Annotated in this window: 22 protein-coding genes and 4 tRNA genes; 15 read left to right on the plus strand and 11 right to left on the minus strand. The window is 40.4% G+C overall.

Features of this window, described 5'->3' with window-relative positions; all coding sequences use genetic code 11:
- Window positions 1–178: 178 nt before the first annotated feature.
- Both BV214_RS15870 and BV214_RS15875 read right to left on the minus strand, forming a co-directional pair.
- Window positions 179–1,480, minus strand: coding sequence for a D-alanyl-D-alanine carboxypeptidase (locus BV214_RS15870; RefSeq protein ID WP_086478487.1), 1,302 nt, complete (start codon window positions 1,478–1,480; stop codon window positions 179–181).
- Window positions 1,481–1,633: 153 nt separating this feature from the next.
- Complete coding sequence (locus BV214_RS15875) at window positions 1,634–1,975, minus strand: SusD/RagB family nutrient-binding outer membrane lipoprotein (RefSeq protein WP_245806813.1); 342 nt, start codon at window positions 1,973–1,975, stop codon at window positions 1,634–1,636.
- 120 nt (window positions 1,976–2,095) lie between these two features.
- Between BV214_RS15875 and thrS the strand changes: the two genes are divergently transcribed.
- The 4 genes from thrS to rplT all read left to right on the plus strand — a co-directional run bounded on the left by thrS (window position 2,096) and on the right by rplT (window position 5,359).
- Window positions 2,096–4,036, plus strand: coding sequence for a threonine--tRNA ligase (gene thrS, locus BV214_RS15880; RefSeq protein WP_086478488.1), 1,941 nt, complete (start codon window positions 2,096–2,098; stop codon window positions 4,034–4,036).
- 31 nt (window positions 4,037–4,067) lie between these two features.
- Window positions 4,068–4,622: a translation initiation factor IF-3 gene (infC, locus tag BV214_RS15885; RefSeq protein ID WP_086478489.1), complete on the plus strand. Its 555-nt coding sequence runs from the start codon at window positions 4,068–4,070 to the stop codon at window positions 4,620–4,622.
- A gap of 83 nt (window positions 4,623–4,705) precedes the next feature.
- Window positions 4,706–4,903: a 50S ribosomal protein L35 gene (rpmI, locus tag BV214_RS15890; protein WP_026814351.1), complete on the plus strand. Its 198-nt coding sequence runs from the start codon at window positions 4,706–4,708 to the stop codon at window positions 4,901–4,903.
- Window positions 4,904–5,014: 111 nt separating this feature from the next.
- On the plus strand, window positions 5,015–5,359 hold the full coding sequence (gene rplT / locus BV214_RS15895) for a 50S ribosomal protein L20 (RefSeq protein WP_086478490.1): 345 nt from the start codon (window positions 5,015–5,017) through the stop codon (window positions 5,357–5,359).
- A gap of 87 nt (window positions 5,360–5,446) precedes the next feature.
- Here the strand turns inward: rplT and BV214_RS15900 are convergent, their stop codons facing one another.
- Entirely contained in the window at window positions 5,447–5,869 is a 423-nt protein-coding gene (locus BV214_RS15900) for a secondary thiamine-phosphate synthase enzyme YjbQ (RefSeq protein WP_086478491.1), read from the minus strand.
- A gap of 169 nt (window positions 5,870–6,038) precedes the next feature.
- On the opposite strand from BV214_RS15900, the gene BV214_RS15905 reads away from it, so the two are divergent.
- A complete protein-coding gene (locus BV214_RS15905; protein WP_086478492.1) occupies window positions 6,039–6,836 on the plus strand; it encodes an HAD family hydrolase in 798 nt (265 codons plus the stop codon).
- Between the two features lie 136 nt (window positions 6,837–6,972).
- Here the strand turns inward: BV214_RS15905 and BV214_RS15910 are convergent, their stop codons facing one another.
- From BV214_RS15910 to tgt, 6 genes are all read right to left on the minus strand, one after another.
- Window positions 6,973–8,160 carry an asparagine synthetase B gene (locus tag BV214_RS15910; RefSeq protein ID WP_245806816.1) on the minus strand — a complete coding sequence of 396 codons (1,188 nt, stop codon included), beginning with the start codon at window positions 8,158–8,160 and terminating at the stop codon, window positions 6,973–6,975.
- Window positions 8,161–8,332: 172 nt separating this feature from the next.
- Window positions 8,333–9,880 (minus strand): replicative DNA helicase, encoded by a 1,548-nt coding sequence (dnaB, locus tag BV214_RS15915; RefSeq protein WP_086478493.1) that lies wholly within the window; start codon window positions 9,878–9,880, stop codon window positions 8,333–8,335.
- 155 nt (window positions 9,881–10,035) lie between these two features.
- Window positions 10,036–10,989 carry an acetyl-CoA carboxylase carboxyltransferase subunit alpha gene (locus tag BV214_RS15920; RefSeq protein ID WP_086478494.1) on the minus strand — a complete coding sequence of 318 codons (954 nt, stop codon included), beginning with the start codon at window positions 10,987–10,989 and terminating at the stop codon, window positions 10,036–10,038.
- 68 nt (window positions 10,990–11,057) lie between these two features.
- Entirely contained in the window at window positions 11,058–11,948 is an 891-nt protein-coding gene (locus BV214_RS15925) for a DMT family transporter (protein WP_086478495.1), read from the minus strand.
- Window positions 11,935–13,017, minus strand: coding sequence for an LptF/LptG family permease (locus tag BV214_RS15930; protein ID WP_086478496.1), 1,083 nt, complete (start codon window positions 13,015–13,017; stop codon window positions 11,935–11,937). The genes BV214_RS15925 and BV214_RS15930 overlap by 14 nt, the downstream gene beginning before the upstream one ends.
- Window positions 13,018–14,148: a tRNA guanosine(34) transglycosylase Tgt gene (gene tgt, locus BV214_RS15935; protein ID WP_086478503.1), complete on the minus strand. Its 1,131-nt coding sequence runs from the start codon at window positions 14,146–14,148 to the stop codon at window positions 13,018–13,020. It abuts the gene before it with no gap.
- Between the two features lie 167 nt (window positions 14,149–14,315).
- Here tgt and BV214_RS15940 point away from each other — a divergent pair, with 167 nt between their 5' ends.
- The 3 genes from BV214_RS15940 to BV214_RS15950 all read left to right on the plus strand — a co-directional run bounded on the left by BV214_RS15940 (window position 14,316) and on the right by BV214_RS15950 (window position 16,948).
- Window positions 14,316–15,161 (plus strand): transketolase, encoded by an 846-nt coding sequence (locus BV214_RS15940; protein WP_086478504.1) that lies wholly within the window; start codon window positions 14,316–14,318, stop codon window positions 15,159–15,161.
- Between the two features lie 37 nt (window positions 15,162–15,198).
- A complete protein-coding gene (locus BV214_RS15945; protein WP_086478497.1) occupies window positions 15,199–16,152 on the plus strand; it encodes a transketolase family protein in 954 nt (317 codons plus the stop codon).
- Window positions 16,153–16,369: 217 nt separating this feature from the next.
- Complete coding sequence (locus BV214_RS15950) at window positions 16,370–16,948, plus strand: porin family protein (protein ID WP_086478505.1); 579 nt, start codon at window positions 16,370–16,372, stop codon at window positions 16,946–16,948.
- 724 nt (window positions 16,949–17,672) lie between these two features.
- On the opposite strand, the gene BV214_RS15955 is transcribed toward BV214_RS15950, so the two are convergent.
- Complete coding sequence (locus tag BV214_RS15955; protein ID WP_086478498.1) at window positions 17,673–18,425, minus strand: FKBP-type peptidyl-prolyl cis-trans isomerase; 753 nt, start codon at window positions 18,423–18,425, stop codon at window positions 17,673–17,675.
- Between the two features lie 79 nt (window positions 18,426–18,504).
- Between BV214_RS15955 and BV214_RS15960 the strand changes: the two genes are divergently transcribed.
- The 3 genes from BV214_RS15960 to BV214_RS15970 are packed head-to-tail and all read left to right on the plus strand — an operon-like array spanning window position 18,505 to window position 19,995.
- Window positions 18,505–18,915 carry an RNA-binding S4 domain-containing protein gene (locus BV214_RS15960; RefSeq protein WP_086478499.1) on the plus strand — a complete coding sequence of 137 codons (411 nt, stop codon included), beginning with the start codon at window positions 18,505–18,507 and terminating at the stop codon, window positions 18,913–18,915.
- Entirely contained in the window at window positions 18,902–19,486 is a 585-nt protein-coding gene (locus tag BV214_RS15965) for a methyltransferase domain-containing protein (protein WP_086478500.1), read from the plus strand. The genes BV214_RS15960 and BV214_RS15965 overlap by 14 nt, the downstream gene beginning before the upstream one ends.
- A gap of 8 nt (window positions 19,487–19,494) precedes the next feature.
- The gene (locus BV214_RS15970; protein ID WP_086478501.1) at window positions 19,495–19,995 is read left to right on the plus strand and encodes a phosphoribosyltransferase family protein; all 501 of its coding nucleotides are present in this window, start codon (window positions 19,495–19,497) and stop codon (window positions 19,993–19,995) included.
- Here BV214_RS15970 and BV214_RS15975 read toward each other — a convergent pair.
- Entirely contained in the window at window positions 19,984–20,499 is a 516-nt protein-coding gene (locus tag BV214_RS15975) for a shikimate kinase (protein WP_245806815.1), read from the minus strand. The two genes, BV214_RS15970 and BV214_RS15975, sit on opposite strands and share 12 nt — an antisense overlap.
- 137 nt (window positions 20,500–20,636) lie before the next feature.
- Here BV214_RS15975 and BV214_RS15980 point away from each other — a divergent pair.
- The 4 genes from BV214_RS15980 to BV214_RS15995 all read left to right on the plus strand — a co-directional run bounded on the left by BV214_RS15980 (window position 20,637) and on the right by BV214_RS15995 (window position 21,336).
- Window positions 20,637–20,709 (plus strand) — tRNA-Lys (locus BV214_RS15980).
- A 101-nt stretch (window positions 20,710–20,810) separates the two neighbouring features.
- Window positions 20,811–20,897 (plus strand) — tRNA-Leu (locus BV214_RS15985).
- 171 nt (window positions 20,898–21,068) lie between these two features.
- Window positions 21,069–21,141 (plus strand) — tRNA-Lys (locus BV214_RS15990).
- 108 nt (window positions 21,142–21,249) lie between these two features.
- Window positions 21,250–21,336, plus strand: a tRNA-Leu gene (locus BV214_RS15995).
- The last annotated feature ends 9 nt before the right edge of the window (window positions 21,337–21,345 follow it).

Raw genomic sequence — 21,345 nt, forward strand, 5'->3', positions numbered from 1 at the left:
GGGACGCATCCACCGGTCCCGCGTTAGGCATGCCCGCCGCTAGGAAGGGATTGCAGCGGCATCCCCGAAGCAAGGCTTGGGATACAGCAGAGAGCACGGCCCGACGAAGGAGGGAAACGCCAAACACCTCACACAGCAAGCACATGAATCTACAGTTTTCATATCCTTATATTAAACACTAATATTTCTCATGAAAGGAAAACAAGACTTTTTGCATTTCCCGCTTCAATTCATTGGAACCAATAATATAGTTGTTATGCATAAAACTAAAGTATAACACCTTATCACTCTTGGTAAGTAGGTAACCACTTAAACAATGGGTACCATTTAAGGTTCCTGTTTTCGCATAAATATAGGGCCGATCCCCTCCAGAATGATACCAGGATTTAATGGTTCCCGTTTCTCCCCCTGCAGGGAAAAAAGCATACATCTCCTCCCCTGGGATTTCTTCCCTAATTTTCTTCAAAAGAGCAATGATACTCCTAGGCGTAAATTTATTGTAACTGGAAAGTCCGGAACCATCTACCCAAACCGGCCTATCTGGGAGGTCATTTAAATAATTCTCAACAGCATAGTTTATGGCCTTCCTAATATTTAAGGTATCAAACAATTGATCCGAAGCAAGGACCAGCAGCTGTTCCGCAATAAAATTATCACTTATAACCATCATCTGCTTCAATAAAGAATCGGTCTCCACCCCTTTTAATTTGGAGTACGACCCAACCTTAGCAAAGTCATAGTCTATTTTTTGCACTTCCCTCCCAAGGGTATCCCTTAACATATCCATGGTAAGCTGGGGCGAAGTGGCATACGGACGATCTGTCTTGAAGGCTACGGAATCTAACACAATATTGTACTGAAAGGCATTGGTATCCTTATCCCGATCTATGACATAAGTACTGGCGGGCATCTCACTATTGCGTTGAATGAAATTCTTAAAATAAGAAGGCGAAAAGCTAAGATCCTTATCCTCCACACTTTTCGAAAAACGAACAATATTTCCATACATGGGAAGGGCCGATCTTTGAGGCCCGTAATAATATTTATACCAACTCCAGGACCAACCCGACCCATAAGCCGTCACCTGCTCTGAATTATCTGCCCAATACAGCTTTTTATCGGCCTCCCTTAACAACTCCAAGGCAGTAACATCATTAAAATCTGGATGAAGAAAGGCAGGATTCCCTGTCCCCCAAAATATTAGAGAGTCTTTCTCCTCCTTATAGTTTAAACTATTTACATGGGTATCCAGTATTTTACGAGCAGCATAAAAGGTAAACATCTTAGTATTGGACGCCGGAGTAAAATACTTATCCTCATTCTGTGCATACAGCACCTTATCCTTTTCCGGATCATATATCACAACTCCTGTAAACCCTTGGTTAAACACTTCAGACTTCTTAATTGGCTTCACCAACCTTGCTGTTCCACAACTAGCAATAAGGATAGACACCAACAGTAAGGAAAAGATATTTTTCATAAGTAGATATTTATTGTTTTTTGAACGGCCCTAGGCAATTCACATTTCTTCAATCGTATTTGCGACCGGTATTAAATTATGCGCATTTCAAATTGTAAACAAAAAGAAAATCTCCCGCTAATAGCGGGAGATTTAACATTAATCAATCTGATTTTAATTAGCATCCCAAAAAATTCGATCCAATAGCGTCACGGATGGCACATTGGCCCCATTCCTACTAATTTCACTATCGGGATAAGGCAATCTCCTAATAAACTGACCTCCTAAATCTGGATTTAGATTGGCAGGTACGGTCATGTCCTTATATTGATAATTAAATCTCCTAGCATCGTTCCATGATTCACCATGCAAAAAGAGTGCAATCCATTTCTCTTTAAAAATATCATTGATGGTAAAGGCTGCCACTCCCATACTCACTTCTGGACTTGCCAAATAAGCATCCATCTCTGCCTGCGGAACAGACAACATCTCCATATGAGCTACAATTCCATCCAAATAAATTGGTACCGCATATTAGAAATAATTATGATTATATCCAAAAACAAAATTCATTTCAGAACAACTTTGCCCAACTAAACCCTTTACAATATCTTTGCAGCTGTTAAAAAGAATCCTATGATCAAAATTACGCTACCAGACGGCAATGTTAAGGAATACGCTAAAGGAACCACACCTATAGATGTGGCCAAGAGCATTAGTGAAGGCTTGGCAAGAAACATTATTTCTGCAAAGTTCAACGGAACCACGGTGGAAACCGTGAGTCCATTACAGGAAGATGGCTCCCTTGTTCTCTATAGCTGGAGAGATAAGGAAGGGAAGACGGCCTTTTGGCATTCCACTTCCCACGTGGTAGCACAAGCACTAGAAGAATTATATCCTGGCATTAAGCTCACCATTGGGCCCGCTATTGAAAACGGATTTTATTACGACGTAGACTTTGGTGATCATACGATTTCCGAAAAGGATTTCCCCACCATCGAGAAAAAAGCTTTGGAAATTGCCAGAGGGAAGCACGATTTTAAAATGCGCTCTGTATCTAAGGCCGATGCTTTAGACTTATATCGTTCTCAAGAGAACGAGTACAAGGTAGAGCTAATTGAAAATTTAGAGGACGGCACCATTAGTTTTTGCGACCACGACACTTTCACTGATTTATGTCGTGGGGGCCATATCCCCAATACGGGTATAATTAAGGCCATCAAAATATTAAGTGTTGCAGGAGCTTATTGGAGGGGAGACGAAAACAATAAACAACTGACTAGAGTTTACGGAATCTCATTTCCCAAACAGAAAGAGCTTACCGAATATTTGCAGCTTCTGGAAGAAGCAAAAAAACGAGATCATAGAAAATTAGGTAAAGAATTGGAGCTATTTACCTTTTCCCAAAAAGTAGGACCTGGACTTCCTTTATGGTTACCTAAAGGAGCCGCTTTAAGGGAAAGGTTAGAGCAATTCCTTAAAAAGGCACAAAAGAAAGCTGGGTACGATATGGTGGTATCTCCACATATTGGCCAAAAGGAACTTTATGTTACTTCTGGGCATTACGCCAAATACGGAGAGGACAGCTTTCAACCCATAAAAACTCCTAAGGAAGATGAGGAGTTTCTTTTAAAACCGATGAACTGCCCCCATCACTGTGAGATATACAATACCAAACCTTATAGCTACAAGGACCTTCCTATACGTTATGCAGAATTTGGCACCGTATATAGATATGAACAGAGCGGCGAACTCCACGGTCTAACCAGAGTACGTGGCTTTACCCAAGACGATGCACATATATTTTGTACACCCGACCAATTAGGGGAAGAATTTAAGAATGTTATAGACCTTACGCTTTATGTGTTGGAATCCTTAGGCTTTGAAAAGTTTACCGCACAGGTTTCCGTTAGGGATTTGGAAAAACCTGAGAAATACATAGGATCTGTTGAGAATTGGGAAAGGGCAGAGAATGCCATTATTGATGCCGCTAAAGAAAAGGGATTAGACTTTGTAATTGAAAGCGGTGAGGCAGCTTTTTACGGACCTAAGCTCGACTTCATGATTAAGGATGCCTTGGGAAGAAACTGGCAGTTAGGAACTATTCAGGTAGATTACAACCTTCCAGAGCGCTTTGACCTAAATTACAAAGGAAGCGATAATGAGCTTCATAGGCCAGTAATGATTCACCGCGCACCCTTTGGAAGCATGGAACGATTTATAGCCCTATTACTGGAGCATACCGGAGGTAATTTCCCACTTTGGCTAGTGCCAGAACAGGCAATTATCCTTCCAGTTAGCGAAAAACATGAAATATATGCCGAAAAAGTTTTAAATTCCTTGGAAAATAACGACATTCGCGCCCTCATTGATAATAGAAATGAGACAGTTGGCAAAAAAATACGGGAAGCAGAATTAACAAAAATCCCGTTCATGTTAATTGTTGGCGAGAATGAAGAAAAGGAAGAGACCATCTCCGTTAGACGTCATGGCGGTGAAGATCTTGGTTCCATCACTATAAAAGCCTTTTCTGACTTGGTAACTAATGAAATTAATAGTACCTTAAAGTCGTTTTAAAAAAAATAAGTTTAATTAAAAAAGTAGAGCCATAGCAATAAGAAAACGTTTTAGACCACAACCTAGAAGGGAGAATAAAAATCCCCACAATATCAATGAAAAGATTTTATCGCCCAAAATTAGGTTGGTTGGCGACAATGTAGAAGTAGGAGTGTACAACACTAGGGATGCCATTGCCCAAGCCAAGGAAATGGAATTGGACTTGGTGGAGATTTCCCCAAAGGCAGATCCACCGGTATGTAAGATCATAGATTACAAGAAATTTCTTTACGAACAAAAGAAGCGCGAAAAGGCTATGAAGTCTAAAGCGAGTAAAGTTATCGTCAAGGAAATTAGATTTGGTCCACAAACCGATGATCACGACTACGAGTTTAAGAAGAAACATGCAGAGAAATTTTTAAAGGATGGTGCCAAATTAAAGGCCTATGTATTCTTTAAAGGTAGATCTATTGTTTATAAGGATCAAGGTGAAATTCTCTTGCTTAGACTGGCTTCCGAATTGGAAGATCTAGGCAAGGTAGAACAGATGCCGCGATTGGAGGGCAAAAGAATGACGATGTTCATTGCTCCCAAAACCAAGAAATAAATCCAAGCCTTAGGGCTTTGGACAGTTACTGGCCTATGCCAGCATAAAAATAGTAAGCGAGATAATTAATAAATAGGAAGCAAATGCCTAAACAAAAAACAAAATCCAGTGCCAAAAAGCGTTTTAAGCTAACCGGTACCGGTAAAATTAAAAGAAAGCATGCCTTTAAAAGTCATATTCTAACGAAGAAGTCTAAGAAGCGTAAGCTTGCGTTAACCCACACTGCACTAGTGCACCAGTCGGATGTTAACAGTATTAAAGAACAATTACGTTTAAAGTAATCGTTCAGTCGGTAATTATTAACCCTGGAGTTAGGCCGCTTCTTTGCCAAAAACAATGGAGCACTAAAAGCGTCACAAATTGACCGCCTACTACAAAAAACAATTTAAAATATGCCAAGATCAGTAAATTCAGTTGCTTCTAGAGCTAGAAGAAAAAAAGTAATGAAGCAGGCCAAAGGTTACTTTGGAAGACGTAAAAACGTTTGGACAGTAGCCAAAAATGCGGTTGAAAAAGCAATGTTATATGCTTATAGAGACCGTAGAAATAAGAAAAGAACTTTCCGTTCTCTATGGATTACCCGTATTAATGCAGGTGCCAGAATGCACGGAATGTCCTATTCTCAGTTTATGGGTAAGGTTAAAGCCAACAACATAGAGCTAAACCGTAAGGTTTTGGCAGATTTGGCCATGAACCACCCAGAAGCTTTTAAGGCTATCGTAGACAAAGTAAAATAAATTAATAACACATCTCGCTTATAAAATCCTGCTTCTTTTCGGAGCAGGATTTTTTTTTATAAATATCCTATCGCCATCCATAGCTTCCTAAATCCCAAAGCAACTTACCACCAACGCTCTTCCGCTTGCATAGTCTCTGTGTTCACACAGGTATATTCCTTGCCATATCCCTAAATTTAGCCTACCGTTTGTAATAGGGATTTGAACCGACGCTCCCATTAAAGAAGATTTAATATGGGCAGGCATATCATCGGGCCCTTCATAGGTATGGATATAATAAGGTGCATTTTCCGGTACCATCCTATTTATATGACTCTCAAAATCGGTCCTAACAGTAGGGTCGGCATTTTCATTAATGGTTAAACTGGCCGAAGTATGTTTTATAAAAACCTGCAACATCCCCTGCTTTATTTTGTTTATTTCTGGCATACTATCCAAAATGTGCTCGGTAATAATATGAAATCCCCTTTTATGGGCCCGCAACCTAATTTCTGTCTGATAGAACTGCATATTTCTTTTTAATTAAGTTGCTAATTTCGGGAATATGATGAAATAATTCACTGTTTACAGACCACTTCCCTTAATTTATAAGTATAATCTATCCGCAAATGTGAAACTTTTAACAACTAGGAGGCCAATACAGATATATCCAATACCTTTGTAGATTAAATAAAAATGAATGGATTTATCAAAAGTAAAAATGGTGGTAACGGATATGGATGGAACTTTATTAAATTCCAAACATGAAGTAAGCCCCAAATTCTTTTCCCTATTTCAAAAACTAAAGGACAAGGACATAAAATTCGTAGCTGCCAGCGGTCGTCAATATTTAAGCATCGTTGACAAACTACAGGCCATTAAGGACGATATAATTGTAGTAGCCGAGAACGGAGCTTATATTAGGAAGCGAGAGAAAGAGATGCTCTCTACCCCCTTAGAAAATGGAATTATTACGGAGGTAATAGAGCTTCTTAAGGATACTGAAGGCGTACATATGGTTCTCTGTGGGAAGGAAAATGCCTTTATTAGCGGAGAGTCACAAACTTTTAAGGACACTCTAAAGGAGTACTATTCCGAGTTCAGTATTTTGGAAGACCTCTCCACATTTACCGGTGAAATCCTAAAGATTGCACTCTATCACTACGAAAGTTCCGAAAAATACATATACCCCTTGCTAAAGCACTTGGAAGGCGAGCTAAAAGTAAAAGTATCCGGTGAAAATTGGTTGGATATCTCCAATATAAACGCTCACAAAGGATACGCGCTGGAGAAACTGCAACAGAAATACGGAATTAGCAAACAAGAGACTATGGTATTTGGTGACTATAACAACGATTTAGAGATGTTGACGATGGGCCATTTTAGTTTTGCCATGGAGAACGCACATCCCGATGTTATTGAAACTGCCAACTATAAGACTAGCAGCAATGACGATTACGGCGTAGAGCGAATCTTAGAAAAGCTGGTAACGAGTTAAGCAAAATCGCTTTTCTCTATAAATTAATGAGTACCTTTTTAGGTTTCAGCATACAAGACATATAGCATCCCCGGGGCATTCCTCGGGGATTTTATTTTACACTGCTCCTTACCATTCCCCCAAAAACTAGCACCTATCAGGTTTTCTGATTTTTTTTCTTTGCGGCAGGGAAAAGCACATTGTTCAGGATTAGCCTGTACCCAGGGGAGTTAGGATGCAACTCCAGTTCGGTCTTAGGGTCTCCAACCCTGTGTTGATAATCTTCAGGATCGTGCCCTCCATAAAAAGTAAAAAAACCTTTTCCTTTTACTCCATGGATATAGCGCGCTTCTCCATTAATCTTATTTTCCCCTAGCACCAATACGGTAGGCTTTATCTGATCTCGACTAAAAGCTGTGGTCTGCCCCATAAAACCTTTTACCAAAGCCGTATGGTTTTGGCAGAGCATAGTGGGAACAGGATCCCATTTTGCCGAAAACTCCATCAAGGAAAAATAATCGGATTCTTTTGAGATACCCGTTCTTTTACGGGTCGTATCTATAGTACTAAACTCGTAGATCAGTGGATTGCGCTCCAATATGAAATTAGTAAATGCAAAGGTCTTTTCGTAATTGAGCTTGGATTGATAATTGGCATCCGACGGATCCCCGTCAAACATCGGTTCGCAAATATCTACTCCTTCGGCGGCCAGGGCAATATCAAAGCTATCCGTAGCAGAACACATAGCAAACATAAAGCCACCTCCTACTACATAGTTTCCGATTTTACGAGCTACCGCTCCCTTCTGATCTGAAACTTTGGCAAAACCAAGCTCTTGGGCCAAGGCCTCTGCCTGCTGTTTATTTTCAATATACCAAGGTGCCGCTCTATACGCTCCATAAAATTTCCCATACTGTCCGGTAAAATCCTCATGATGCAAATGCAGCCAATCGTACAGCACCAATTGGTCTTGCAGCACCTCTTGGTCATATACTTTATCATAGGGAATCTCTGCATAGGAAAGCACCATGGTTACGGCATCGTCCCAAGGAGCATTGCTTTTTGGAGTATACACCGCAATTTTAGGGGCCTTTTCTAAAATTACCGCCTCTTGGTTTTTAGACGGACTACTGATACCCTCCAAAATTCCTTGCGCCTGTTGGTCCGATAGAATCTCATAAGAGACCCCTCTAATTTGGCATTCCCTACGGATATGCTCTCCATCCGGGAGCAAAAAAGAACCACCCCTATAATTTAACAACCAATGTACTTTTTGCTGGTTAGATAGTACCCAGTAGGTAATCCCATAAGCCTTTAGGTGATTTTTTTGCCCCTCCGCATCCATAGGAATGAGTATGGTAGAGGCATGGAGGGAGCCTCCCCATAGTAAACAGCATATTGCAAAAAAAAGGCCTCCAAAAAACTTTGGGGGCCAAATGTACTTTTTCATTGAATGTTTTATTTAAATCATTACAACTCTTACCTATCAACTACCTATCATACTATAGTGGATGTTTCTAAAAAGGAACATCATTATCATCGGGCATGGTTCCGTGGTTCATAGAACTCCCAAAAGCCTCATTGGCATCGGGCAATCCTTTGGTAATAAACGGATTATCATTGTCCTCATTCATTTTAGACTGAAATTCGAAGGGGGAATCAAAATCATCCAAGTTATCGAACTTACCTAAATGCCCAAGGAATTTCAGTCGAATATTCTCCAAGCCACCGTTTCTGTGTTTTGCCACAATAAACTCTGCCTGTCCCGCCGTTGGGGAACGCTCCTCATCATCCCATTCATCAATTTTATAATACTCTGGTCTATAGATAAAGGAAACAATATCCGCATCCTGCTCAATAGCACCCGATTCCCTCAAATCCGAAAGAATTGGCCGTTTGCTACCCCCTCTCGTTTCCACGGCACGCGATAGCTGTGACAGGGCTATTACCGGAACGTTCAATTCCTTAGCCAAGGCCTTAAGGTTTCGGGAGATGGTAGAAATTTCCTGTTCACGATTCCCCCCTTTTTGGGTACCTCCTGCGGTCATCAGCTGAAGATAATCGATCATGATCATCTTTATATCGTGCTGCGAAGCCAATCGCCGTGCCTTTGCCCGTAGGTCAAATATAGACAAGGAAGGCGTATCATCAATAAACAAAGGTGCCGATTCTAAAGACTTCACCTTCACGTTTAGTTGCTCCCACTCGTGCTTCTCTAACTTTCCAGTTCGCAACTTCTCTGAGGACAATCCTGTTTCGGAAGATATTAACCTGGTGATTAGCTGTACCGAGGACATCTCCAAGGAGAAGAAAGCCACTCCCATATTAGAGTTAACAGCAACGTTCCTAGCCATGGATAGGGTAAGTGCTGTTTTACCCATACCTGGACGAGCCGCAACAATAATTAAATCACTGGGCTGCCAACCAGAGGTAAGCTTATCTAGTTTATCAAATCCTGAGGGAATTCCACTAAGCCCCTCTTTACCAGCAATCTCCTCAATTCTTTTCTTTGCTTGGATAACCAAGTTCTGAGCGGTTTCTGCAGATCGCTTTAGGTTTCCTTGGGTAACGTCATAAAGTTTGGCCTCTGCCGTATCCAACAAGTCAAAAACATCGGTAGAATCCTCATATGCCTCCTCAATAATCTCATTGGAAATCTTTATAAGGCTTCTCTGAATAAACTTCTGAAGAATAATACGTGCATGGAATTCTATATGCGCCGAAGAAGCTACTTTTTGAGTGAGTTTTATAAGATAAAAATCACCCCCCGCCTTTTCCAAGCGACCGTCCTTCTTCAATTGTGAGGAAACGGTTAATAAATCAACAGGCTCGGAATTTTCGAATAACTTAAAAATAGCCTCATAAATGTATTTATGGGCTTCTTTATAAAAAACTTCGGGATGAAGGATATCTATCACCTCATCCACCCCTTTTTTATCAATCATCATCGCACCCAGCACAACCTCCTCCAAATCAACCGCTTGCGGTGGAACTTTACCTTTCTCTAAGTTAATAATGGTGGATTTATCTATTCGATGACCAACAATTGGGTTCGTTTTTTCCATGAGTACTAAATTAACAAATAAGAATTAAATGGGGCTTGGGGATATTAACAGTTCATCAACATTCACCCTGTTAATAAGTTACGAAATTTGTTTATAAGCAAAAAAAAACTGGAGAAATACTGCTCCAGATTTTTTCAGCGCTATAAAATGGGATGCTATCCATTAAACACCCCCATATCGGCATATTTATTCATCCGGTTATTTACCAGATCTTTTGGTGATAACTTTTTCAATTCCTCATAATGCTCCACAATCTTCCCTTTTACAATTTCGAAGGTTTTCTCACGGTTTGCGTGAGCACCTCCTATGGGTTCTTTTACAATCTCATCGATCAGCTTCATCTTCTTCATATCCTTAGCAGTAAGCTTCAAAGCTTCTGCCGCTTGCTCCTTATACTCCCAACTTCTCCAAAGTATAGAAGAACAGGATTCTGGGGAAATAACCGAGTACCAGGTATTTTCTAACATCAACACCTTATCGCCTACACCAATCCCCAAAGCACCTCCAGAAGCACCTTCTCCAATGATAAGCACAATAATGGGCACTTTTAAACGGGTCATTTCCAAGATATTCCTTGCAATGGCCTCGCCTTGTCCTCTTTCTTCGGCCTCAATACCTGGGTAAGCACCAGGAGTGTCTATTAAACACACTACGGGCACTCCAAACTTTTCTGCAGACTTCATAAGTCTTAAGGCCTTTCTATACCCTTCCGGGTTAGCCATACCAAAGTTACGGTACTGTCTTGTTTTGGTGTTGTATCCTTTCTGCTGTCCAATAAACATATAGGATTGATCCCCAATTTTCCCGAGTCCGCCTACCATGGCCTTATCGTCCTTAACGTTACGATCCCCGTGGAGCTCTAGAAAAGTATCCCCACAAATGGCCTTAATATAGTCCAATGTATAGGGTCTGTTAGGATGCCTAGACAATTGCACACGCTGCCAAGCGGTAAGATTCTTATATATCTCCTTGCGGGTATCCTCTAATTTTTTCTCTATCTGCTTACAGGTTTCCGAAACATCAACTTCACTCTCCTCACCAATTATCATGCACTTATCTAACTGCTCTTCAAGCTCTTTAATGGGAAGTTCAAAATCTAAATACTCCATAGGTATACAGGTTTAGTTCTATTCAATTTCAATAGGCAAATATAAAACTTTAAAGGGAAGGCACCCCCTTAGTCTATTTTTTTTAATTTTTTTCTATTCTTCAATACCCCGTTGGCTACTACAGTTGCAAGGATAATAAGACCTCCCAGATAGAATTCCGGATTCATTTTCTCACTGTCCCCAAAAATTAAGAAGGCAAGCACAATCCCGTATATGGGCTCCAGATTGGTAGTAAGCATCACAGTATAGGGACTTATAAACCGCATCACCTTTACCGAGGCAATAAAGGCATAAGCGGTACAGACCGATGCCAGAATAAGGATATAACCCCAATCCGCTATGGATAAGTGGAAGAACTCTTTGGAAAACTGCCCACTCAAGGCTAGGTATACAGTAAGCAATAAGACCCCGCTCCCCAATTCATAATAAGAGATAACGGAAGGTTTGTGATTTTGCACCAACTTTCCATTGATCAGCGAAAACACTGCCGACAAAAATGCAGAAACCAGTGCCAATACAATTCCATACAAGTAATTCCCCTCCACATTGAACATTATATAAAGTCCTAGCATTACTACCAAACCAAAAACAACCTCATAGCCTATTAACCTACGGCCATACCAGATAGGCTCCATCAAAGAGGCAAAAAATGCACCGGTAGACATGGTGGCCAATGCCACGGATACATTAGAAACCTTAATTGCCATAAAAAAGGTAACCCAGTGCATGGCAATCACCATTCCTGCAACTATTAATAGTAGTAAAACTCTGGGAGGTACTTTAAGTTGAAGATGTCGGAATTTGATATATGCTAAAATCAACAAGAAAGCGATCCCCATCCGAAACCAGACCAAGGGAAGGGCATCAATGGTTATTAATTTCCCTAAGACCGCGGTAAAGCCCCATATAAAAACAATAAAATGGAGGTGTAGGTAATTCTTAAGTTTATCGTTTGGCATTTTGCAATAGGTAAAAACCAATAATCCCAAATAAGACGTTGGGAATTACGACTGCCATGAGAGGGGAAAAGCCCGACTGCTCGGCGAGGGTACCAAATACCTTATCGAAAAAGATATAAATAAAGGCAACCCCAATACCAAAGGCCAGATTAACACCCATGCCTCCCCTTCTTTTCACGGAGGATACCGCAACGGCAATTACGGTAAGGATAAAGGCCGCGATAGGCAAGGCCCAGCGTTTGTATTTCACCAATACATAGCTGTTTATATTAGATGCACCCTTCTTTTTTTGATCTTCAATAAATTTATTGAGCTCAAACATATTTTTGGTTTCCGCGATATAGGAAACCGGGGTTAGGTCGTCTATTTTAAAATTAAAAATGGTATCTAACCTCTTTTTGGTTTCTATTACTTCTTTCCCATCTACCAGCTTCCTTTTGGAATAGGAAGTAAGTCGGTACACACTATCCTTGGGCACCCATCTTATATTGGCCGCAGACATTTTAAAGTCGAGCGTATTATCCTCCTTAAAGCGCTCCATGGTAAAGTTATAGCCAATTTGCCTGGCAGGGTCAAAAGAACTTACATAGAGAAAGTCGGTCTCGTTCAACTGGTTAAAGATGTTGGTAGTAACTCTATCCTGCTTCCCTCTTTTGAGATATTTAAACTTAAATTCGTTATACCCTATACTGGCCTTAGGAACAATAAACATATTCATTAGAAACATAAGGATGGCGATTATAGTAGCCCCTATCATATAAGGTCTCAAGAATCTACCATAGGATACACCCGAACTTAGAATAGCCACAATCTCCGTGTTATTGGCCAGTTTGGAAGTAAAGAAAATTACCGATAGAAAAAGAAATATTGGAAATAATAGATTCCCAATCACCAGCGTAAAATTCCAGTAGTACAGCACAATTTCTGCCAAGGGCACTTCATTGTCTATCATTTTACCTATTTGCTCTGCTAAGTTGGCCATAATACCAATAGGCACAAACAGCATCAACATCACAAAGAAGGTTGCCAGGTAGCGTTTTAATATGTATTTGTCTATTATACTAAGCACCTATAATCTTTTATCCATTTGTTTTACCATCTTGGTTTTCCACTCATAGAAATCCCCCGCTAAAATATGCTTTCTAGCTTCTCTCACCAACCACATATAGAATCCGAGGTTGTGGATGGTTGCAATTTGCTTTCCTAAATATTCATTTGCAGCAAACAAATGCCTTAGATAGGCCTTGGAATATTCCCTATCTACAAAAGTAGTGCCCATTTCATCCAAAGGAGAAAAATCGTCCTCCCACTTTTTATTTTTTATATTGATGGTGCCATGTGCTGTAAAAAGCATTCCGTTCCTCGCATTTCTGGTAGGCATCACACAATCGAACATATCTACTCCCAGGGCTATATTCTCCAAAATATTTATTGGTGTTCCCACTCCCATAAGGTATCTGGGTTTATCCTCGGGTAAAATATCGCAGACAATCTCTGTCATGGCGTACATTTCCTCAGCAGGCTCCCCCACCGATAGTCCACCTATGGCGTTTCCTTCTGCCCCCACCCCTGCAATATACTCTGCAGATTGTTTTCGAAGGTCCTTATAAGTGGACCCTTGAACAATGGGGAAGAATGTCTGCGCATAATCGTAAGTAAAAGGCGTTTTTTCCAAATGCTTAATACAACGATCTAACCACCTATGGGTTCTATGCATAGATCTTTTAGCATAGTTATAGTCGCATGGGTAGGGAGTACATTCATCAAAGGCCATAATTATGTCACCTCCGATAACCCTTTGTATCTCCATTACATTCTCTGGGGTAAATACGTGGTAGGAACCGTCTATATGCGATTTAAATCGCACTCCTTCTTCCTTAATCTTTCTGCTGTTGGATAGGGAATACACTTGAAATCCCCCACTATCCGTCAATATATTCCGGTCCCACCCCATAAATTTATGGAGTCCGCCAGCTTTCTTAAGAATCTCGGTTTTAGGCCTAAGGTATAGATGGTAGGTATTCCCCAGAATAATATCTGGATTAACCTCTTCCCTAAGTTCTTTTTGGTGCACCCCCTTCACAGATGCCACGGTACCTACCGGCATAAAAATAGGGGTTTCTATTTTTCCATGGTCCGTAACTAGTTCTGCAGCCCTGGCCTTGGTTCTATTGTCTGAATGTTGTAAGGTGAATTTCAAAAAAAAGAGTTTTAAAGCCGCAAATATAGTCAACTCCTTGTCATTAAGACCCCAACAAAAAAATAAAGTTGGGGTTTTAACGGTCTAAAAGCGCAAAATATAACATCTCCTTCTTGTATACACAAAAGATAGCCATTACTTTTGGGGTGTTAAAAAAAATAGATAAGATGCCGAAACTTCAAGAATTACAAGATTTGACCATTCAGGTCCGCAGAGACATAGTTAGAATGGTCCACAAGGTTAACTCAGGACATCCAGGAGGTTCATTGGGTTGTACCGAATTTATGGTAGCGCTATACAATGAGATCATGGAGCTTAATGAAGGATTTGACATGGATGGAAATGGAGAGGATTTATTCTTTTTATCCAACGGTCATATTTCACCAGTCTACTATAGTGTTTTGGCTAGGAAAGGGTATTTCCCCGTTGACGAATTAAACACCTTTAGACTGATAAACTCCCGCTTACAGGGACACCCTACTACCCATGAGGGATTACCAGGAGTACGTATTGCATCTGGTTCCTTAGGTCAGGGCATGTCCGTAGCCCTAGGTGCCGCACAGGCAAAGAAACTGAATAAGGATTCAAAATTGGTCTATACCCTTCACGGAGATGGGGAGCTACAGGAAGGACAAAACTGGGAGGCTATTATGTATGCCGCCGGTAATAAAGTAGACAACCTTATATCTACTATAGATTATAATGGACAGCAGATTGATGGTGCCACGGAAGACGTTTTGCCATTAGGCGATCTTAGAAATAAATTTGAAGCATTTGGTTGGGATGTTGTGGATATTAAAGAGGGCAACAACTTAGAAGCCGTCATCAATGGATTAAAAGAAGCCAAGAGCAGAACTGGAAAAGGGAAACCTGTTTGTGTATTATTACACACGGTGATGGGGAATGGTGTAGATTTTATGATGCATACCCACGCTTGGCACGGAAAAGCACCTAACGATGAGCAATTGGAAAATGCATTATCGCAAAATCCAGAGACCCTCGGAGATTACTAATCCAATCATTTTCCAATAACTATTAAGAAAGAATAAGATGAAGAAATATATAGATCAAGGTAAAAACGATACAAGAAGTGGATTTGGGGCCGGACTAACAGAGCTAGGGAGAACCAATCCCAACGTAGTGGCTTTATGTGCAGATTTGGTAGGCTCTTTAAAAATGGAAAAATTTATTGAGGAGAACCCTGAGCGATTTTTTCAAATCGGAATTGCCGAAGCCAATATGATGGGAATTGCAGCGGGACTCACCATAGGTGGAAAAATTCCATTTACAGGAACCTTCGCCAATTTCTCTACAGGACGTGTATACGACCAAATTCGCCAATCTATTGCCTACTCTGGGAAAAACGTTAAAATATGTGCTTCCCACGCCGGAGTAACCTTAGGTGAGGATGGTGCTACACACCAGATATTGGAAGACATAGGGATGATGAAAATGTTGCCTGGAATGACGGTTATTAATCCTTGCGATTATAATCAGACCAAAGCGGCTACCATTGCCATTGCAGAGCACGAAGGACCTGTTTACCTGAGGTTTGGGCGCCCAAAAGTAGCCAACTTCACCCCGGTTGACCAAAAATTTGAAATTGGGAAAGCCCTTATGTTAAGTGAAGGCACCGATGTAACAATTGTAGCTACCGGCCATTTGGTATGGGAAGCATTGATCGCCGCCGAAAACCTGGAGAAGCAAGGCATTTCTGCAGAAGTAATCAACATACACACCATTAAACCCTTTGATGGAGAAGCAGTATTAAAGTCTGTTAAAAAAACTGGCTGTGTTGTGAGTGCGGAAGAGCATAACTATATGGGAGGTTTAGGCGAAACAGTTGCCGGATACCTAGCTACCACGCATCCTACCCCACAAGAATTTGTTGGCACCAATGATACCTTTGGTGAAAGTGGTACTCCAGAAGAATTAATGGCTAAATATGGTTTGGATAATAAAGCTATAGAAAAAGCCGTTTTAAAAGTGTTGAAAAGAAAATAAACCCAACATTTAAGAGCCGACGATAGCCCTTGATTGAAAACGAGATATACTTTTATTTGCCCTAGACTGGTCTTCTTTAATATAAGAATCCATTATGGGGCAATTTTGGCTATAATCGTTTTTTGTGTTAAGTTTTTTTCTTTTTAAGACAAACTGGTACAAACATTGTAAGTAATATTGGACAATGTTTTTTAACTTAAAAGAACACTTTATTATGATGAAAAAGACAGTTTTAATGGCAGCTTTTGCTTTGGTAAGCATTTCTGCATTCGCACAAAAAGACCCAGGCTTTGGAATTAAAGCAGGTCTAAACTACGGCGCCAACGGGGATTATTTTGAGTCTACCGAACAAGCCTATAAAAACCCCGACAGCAATGTGGGCTTCCACGTGGGTGTTTTTGGAAAGGTAGGAGACAACATTTATTTAAGACCAGAATTGGTGTACACCAAGACTAAGTCCGATTATGACAACAATAGCTTAGAGATGAGCAAATTGGACCTTCCTGTTCTATTAGGTGTTAACCTCATTGGGCCCCTGCAAGTTTTTGCAGGTCCTGCGTTCCAGTATATTTTGGATACGGATTATGATGGTATTACCATTGGGGACGTAGAGAACGATTTCACGGTTGGACTCAATATCGGTGCTGGAGTTTCTTTTGGGAAGTTTGGGATCGACCTAAGGTACGAAAGAGGCTTTAGTGAGAATGAGGTAACGGTGATTGATGGTGTATTCAGTGGAGATAAAATTGACACCAGACCAGACCAATTAATACTGAGTTTGGCCCTTACTCTTTAACAGGAATATTTAATACCACATTGCCCTTTTAGTAAAGTGCAGTGCTAATAGAACCGCTCATCAAGCTTAATTTGATGGGCGGTTTTTTTTGTTGTAGCAGTGAGTAATGAGAGCGGGCTCAGTGGCCAGTAATCGGGGAACAATTGGTTAGTACTGAATATTGAGTAGAATGAAGGGTGCTCAGTGTCCAGTGGACTTTGTGTTTTGTGACCTTGAACTTTGAACCTAAATCTTTGAACACGTCGTTTGGGGCGTTCCCCTATCGGGTCGCTCTTTCCGCTGTATCTTTTTTCGCCCCTTCGGTGGTAAGGCTTTCCTTTTCTCATGTTTTTTAGCCATAGTGAACAAGACCTACAAGGTTAGAAAAACCTTCCAGGTCAGGGTGGCAACAGACATGGCCAAAAAAGGATGCCGCTGCAATAGCTAACGCAACTCAATGTAACAATTTGCGAATGTGCTAATTTGTAAATGAAATAATAGGCAAAAATGTATTGAAATGATATTTGTTACCCTGGGCTGTAGACTAGCGGAGCCGATGTCACAATTAATAGTTTAGAGATTTTAGTATTGAGACATTGAACTTTGAACTTTTCACCTTCCTACTATAGGTGACCACGGTAACAAAAACCCATGAAAACATCACTAAAAGTCATAAAAAAACCGACTCCTGAATTAGTTTCAAGCGTCGGTTTACTAGGTCTTTAACCTATGTTATATACGTTAACTACTTAATTATATTATCCTCTTCATCCTTCTTGGTATTGGCCACCAAAAGGTCCACTTCAAACACCAATGGTGCGTAGGCCTGCCCAACTGCAGCACTTTGAAAATAAGCCAAACCAGAGGGCATAATAATGAGTCCAATACCACTGCCTTTCACTTTAAAAGTACCATCCCCGTTATCGATAATTTCGCCACCAGCCTTAAACTTAGCCATTCCATGTCTAAAACCAGTAATAGATGGAGCAGCTTGCTTGGATAAGGATCCTGGGAGATCAAACCAAGTTGGACTCCCCAGCCTACTATCAAAAACAGTCCCGTCTAGGCGACTCCCCTTATACCTTAAATATACCGAATCCTTAGCTGTAGCCTGATTCCCCACTCCTTCTCTGGCGATGAGGTAATATAGGGTATGTTCTATGTCTTTTTCTTCCACTTCCGTATTCAATCCTAAATCACTGGAAGAAACTTTAATCACTTCAGTTAGCACCTGTTCACTTAAAGGTGTTTTATCGGCATTATCACCAGCAATGGTATCTATAACAATTCGATAATCGAAATCCGGACCTGGATTGGCAAATTCCTCATAGTTATAAAAGTGGTTATCCAAAAACTCCTTAATTGTCGCATCATTTTCCACAGCAACCTCACTCAGTAATCTAGGGGGCACCACTTCTATGGAAGGACTATCGTCCTTTTTACAGGACCAGACAGCAACAAAAATAAAAGCTAGCAATAGAATTTTCCTTAACATCATTGATTTCGTATTTAAAGGCGCCAAGATACAATTTTCCCCTATTTTTGTAGGAGACCTTAACAAAGAATTTGAATAGTTTATGCGAATAGACAAATACTTATGGAGTATCCGTTATTTTAAGACACGGAATATCGCTAGCGAAGCATGTAAAAAACGACAGGTTAAAGTAAACGATCAGGTTGTTAAACCCTCTCGAGAGGTATATCCCATGGATAAGATTGTGGTTAGAAAGAACCAAATTAATTACGAATTAACGGTTTTGGACATTCCCAAAAGTAGGGTGGGCGCTAAGTTGGTAGACATTTATAGAAAGGACACCACCCCCAAGGAAGCTTTTGAACACAATGAACTGTTACAATATTCCAAGGACTACTATCGTAAAAAAGGAATGGGAAGGCCTACCAAAAAGGACCGAAGGGATATTACGGAATACTTGGAAGAAGGAACTGAGGATGCCACCGCCAACAAGAAGGATGATGAAACAACTTAAAGAGTTCTGGGAAAATAAGTATCTAAATGAAAGTACCGGTTGGGATATAGGGTATGCCTCTCCTCCCCTAACCACTTATATAGACCAGTTGCCCAATAAGGACATTAAAATCCTAATCCCCGGTGCAGGAAACGCCTATGAGCTTATTTATTTGATTGCAGCAGGCTTTACTAATGTATACATTGTAGATATTGCTAAACCGCCCTTGGACCGTATTAAAGTGCAGCTACCCCATTACCCCCAAGACCGAATTATTGAAGGGGATTTTTTTAATTTGGACCTTTCAGATTTTGACCTGATTTTGGAACAGACTTTTTTTTGCGCCCTAGACCCAGGCTTACGCCCACAGTATGTACACAAAATGAAGCAACTCCTTAAACCTACCGGAAAACTAGTAGGGTTGTTGTTCACCTTCCCCCTAACAGAATCCGGACCTCCGTACGGGGGAAGCCCAGAGGAATACAAAGGCCTTTTTGGGGACCATTTTAATTTTAAAGTTTTAGAAGTTGCCTACAATTCCATAAAACCAAGAGCAAATAAAGAACTGTTTTTTATCTTTGAACCTAAATAAGAAGTACTATGTCTAATAAGATATTATCCCACGAGCAGATTCAACATAAGATTAAACGCATGGCTTATCAAATTTATGAAGCTAATGTAAATGAAGAGGTGATCATCATTGCGGGCATAGAAGGTGGCGGATTGAGTTTTGCAAAGAAAATACAATCGGTACTACAAGAAATAACCGATGCCCAAGTAGTCTTATGCCAAGTACAGATGAACAAAAAGAATCCCTTGGAAAGCGGTGTAAGTACCAGCATCCCCGAAGAAGACTACAAAGACCAGTCCGTAGTATTGGTAGATGATGTATTAAATTCTGGCACCACTTTAATCTATGGGGTACATCATTTCTTAAGAGTCCCCTTAAAACAGCTAAAGACCGCGGTATTGGTTAATAGAAACCACAAAAAATATCCAGTAAAGGCAGATTACAAGGGAATTTCCCTATCTACCTCCTTGCAAGAACACATAATTGTGGAATTAAAAGAAGCGGACAGCTCCGTCTATCTATCCGAGTAAACCAATAATCTCCTGGACAATACGCTGCGGCTCCTTTTGGTCGCAGTCTACTATATGATTTGCCTTTAAATAAAAGTTGTTTCGCTCAAATAGATGCTTGCCAATAAATTCTGGCAGCTCATCATTCGCTATGTTTTTTATGAGGGGCCTGTGTTCTTTTTCTGGAATTAATCGTTCTACCAGACCCGGAATTGAAACTTTTAGATAAATAACTGCATCCGCAAGATGCAACATACTATCCATATTTCCGGAATAACATGGTGTTCCCCCTCCTGTTGACAAAATAAAATCTGAATCTCCCGATAAAAGTTCATTTAATATTTGATGCTCTTTTTTCCTGAAAAACAGCTCTCCCTTAGTCTCAAAAAGGGTTGGAATAGAAGTCTCGAGTCTATTTTCTATCTCCTCATCCAAATCTAAGAATCTACTTTTCAATTCGTTAGCTAACATCTTACCTACGGTAGTCTTACCACTACCCATATACCCTATCAATACAATTTTCACGGCTCTTATTTTTGGTAAAATTGGCACAAATTGGCGTCAAATAAAAAAAAATAAAAAAATAAAAAGAAAACCATTGTAAAACAAACAAATGATTTTATATTTGCACCCGCAAACAACAACAGTCTGCAACACATAATGACCGGGTAGCTCAGTTGGTAGAGCATCTCCCTTTTAAGGAGAGGGTCCTGGGTTCGAGCCCCAGCCCGGTCACAAAAAAAGTTAAGTTAGCGCTTAACTTTTTTTGTTTTAAACAATTGGTAAGTGTTTATTTTTTCCATGGATTAAATAGGCTCCTTATTATTAAATTGTAAGCCCACGTGGTGAAATTGGTAGACACGCTACCTTGAGGGGGTAGTGTTCGCAAGGACGTGCTAGTTCGAATCTAGTCGTGGGCACCAAAACCGTTAGTATGTAAGTTTACAAAGGCGAACGATTTTCAATTTACAATAGAAATGGTTTAAGTTTTACAGGCTCTCACACCCCAATTTTATTTTAAATTAAAAAAGCCTTGCAAAACAAACAAATGGTCTTATATTTGCACCCGCAAACAACAATATGCAATACATAATGACCGGGTAGCTCAGTTGGTAGAGCATCTCCCTTTTAAGGAGAGGGTCCTGGGTTCGAGCCCCAGCCCGGTCACAAAAAAGTTAAGTCTAGCACTTAACTTTTTTTGTTTACATTTATTTGTAATTGCTTAATTTTACCGCAGCAATTAAATTTACTCCATAAATTAAGCGCGAAATAATGGCCCACGTGGTGAAATTGGTAGACACGCTACCTTGAGGGGGTAGTGTTCGCAAGGACGTGCTAGTTCGAATCTAGTCGTGGGCACCAAAACCGTTA

The organism is Arenibacter amylolyticus (assembly GCF_002150785.1).
Lineage (GTDB): Bacteria > Bacteroidota > Bacteroidia > Flavobacteriales > Flavobacteriaceae > Arenibacter > Arenibacter amylolyticus.